2 protein-coding genes are annotated in these 2,295 nt (G+C 53.2%); both read right to left on the bottom strand.

All coding sequences use genetic code 11. The annotated features are described in order from the left end of the window. Positions 1-914 (bottom strand): molybdopterin-binding protein (locus B3W37_RS02590; RefSeq protein WP_483174688.1); only part of this gene is annotated, 914 nt, incomplete at its 3' end. Between the two features lie 10 nt (positions 915-924). Continuing rightward, positions 925-2,295, bottom strand: a 1,371-nt coding sequence (locus B3W37_RS02595) for a molybdopterin oxidoreductase family protein (protein ID WP_483174689.1), incomplete at its 5' end; no start/stop codon positions are given.

Consider the following 2,295-nt stretch of genomic DNA (forward strand, 5'->3'; position numbering starts at 1 on the left):
AAGATACGGGGCAGCAAAAGATCCAGGGTAGTCTTGCGGCTGAACAATGCCCCGCCAGGGATGCCACATATAGCTACATGGCCCTGATAGGCCAGCATAAACTGAGAACCCGGAAGAACCGGGACTCCATAGGAAACCACCTCAGCCCCTGAAACCCTGATGCCCTGAGGAGTAGCGTCGTCAGCATCAACTGACATGCCTCCGGTGAGTAATATCAGCTGTGCTCCTTCGGCGAGGGCATTGTGTATCTCAGCGGCGATCAATTCCGAGATATCGGGCACAATGATCTGCCCCATCCAGCGGCCGCCGAACGGTGCGATCTTTTTTCTGATGATCTTGCCGAATCCATCCCGGATGCGCCCGCTGTTCACTTCACTGCCAGTGGTAATCACCGTCACCCACAGAGGTTGAAACGGTTTGACGCTCACCAATGGCCATGGTGCCCGGCAGAGACGCTTGGCCTTTTCCATTAGTTCTTGTTCAACTGCCACTGGAACTACTCTGGTTCCGGCTACATATTGCCCTTTAACCACACTGCGGCAATTGTGCAGGGTAGAAAAGATTACATGTTCAAGACTGTTGAGTTTCTGTAACTGTGCTAACTGCACGCGCAATAAACCATCGTATTGCGCTATCAGGTCCACTCTGCCCTGGTTGGGGCGAGTATAGGCTATTCCCGCGCCGGCTGCGCTGGAAGCCAGCAACAAAGCGGCATCATCCTCATGCATCAGGTCATCATCAGGTTCCCATATCAGGACATGTTCCTTGCCCAGATCCCTTAACAGGTTTACATCCTCGGCAGCGATAATATGTCCCCGTTTAAAGGCACGATTCTTTTTCTTCCCGGGTATTATTCTGGTGATATCGTGCCCCAGTGTTAAACCTATGGCCTGATCCACAGCGACCTTGCGCATAACAGACCTCCTAAATCGCTTCGATCTTCACAGCGCATACTTTGTATTCACCGGTGCCCGTGGTCGGGTCTAATACCGCGCTGGTAAGTTCATTGGTCGGAGTCGAGGCATAATGGAAGGACATCCAGATCACGCCGGGCAATACCCGATCGGTCACTTTCACTGCGGTGGTAACTTGTCCGCGCCGCGAGGTGACCTTGACCAGATTTCCGGTTTGAATGCCCAGTTTTTCCGCATCAGAGGGGTTCACTTCGGCCATTTCTTTATCCCACACACTGCTGATCCCGCCTGAATACGGGGTGGTGACATTGTAATGGAACAGGATACGGCCGGTTGACAACAGATAGGGGTATTCCTGGTCAGGCACTTCGCCCGGGGGTACATGTTCAGAGGGCTGGAAAAGTCCCAATCCGCGGGTAAACTTACCGGCGTGCAGGAAGGGAGTTCCGGGATGTTCGAGGGTCGGACAGGGCCATTGCAGGCTTTCTTTTTCCAGGCGATCGTAATTGATGCCCGTCATAGAAGGTGACATTCCTGCCATTTCCTTCCATATGTCGTGGGGATGGTCATAAGCCATGGGATATCCGATCCTGCTAACCATCTGACAGATGGTCTGCCAGTTGGCCTGGCCGGGAATGGGTTCAATGGCTTTGCGCACCCTTTGGACGCGGCGTTCGGTATTGGTAAAGGTGCCGTCACATTCAGCAAAACTGGCTGCCGGCAGAATCACATCCGCGAACTGAGCCGTTTCGGTGAGGAATAGTTCCTGTACCACCAGAAATTCCAGGTTGGCCAGGGCCTCCTTAATGTGGTTGGCATTGGGATCGGTCAACACCGGGTTCTCGCCCAGAATATACATCGCCTTGACGCTCCCGTGGTGAGCAGCTTCGAACATCTCCGGAATCTTTAACCCTACCTTGGCAGGCAGTGAGACGTTCCAGGCCTTTTCGAATTTCTCACGATTGGCGTCTACTGTAACCGCCTGATAACCTGAATATACATTGGGCAAGGCCCCCATGTCACAGGCGCCCTGGACATTGTTCTGTCCGCGCATCGGGCATACCCCGGTGCCAGGACGGCCCAGATGACCGGTCAACATGGCCAGGTTGGCAATGCTCATAACATTGCGGGTTCCGCAGATATGTTCTGTGATTCCCAGGGTGTAGAATATCATGGCCCGGTCAGTGGTGGCATATAAGCGAGCCACGCTGTATAGATCCTCCACCGGCACTCCGGTCAGCTCGGAGACATGTTCCGGTGTGTAAGCAGCCACGATTTCTTTCAATTCTTCATAGTTTTCGGTTCTTTCGGCGATAAAGGCCTTGTCTTCCAGGCCTTCTTTGATAATGATGTGCATTAAGCCATTAAGCAGTGGAATATC

The organism is Syntrophomonas sp. UBA5494 (assembly GCF_002426325.1).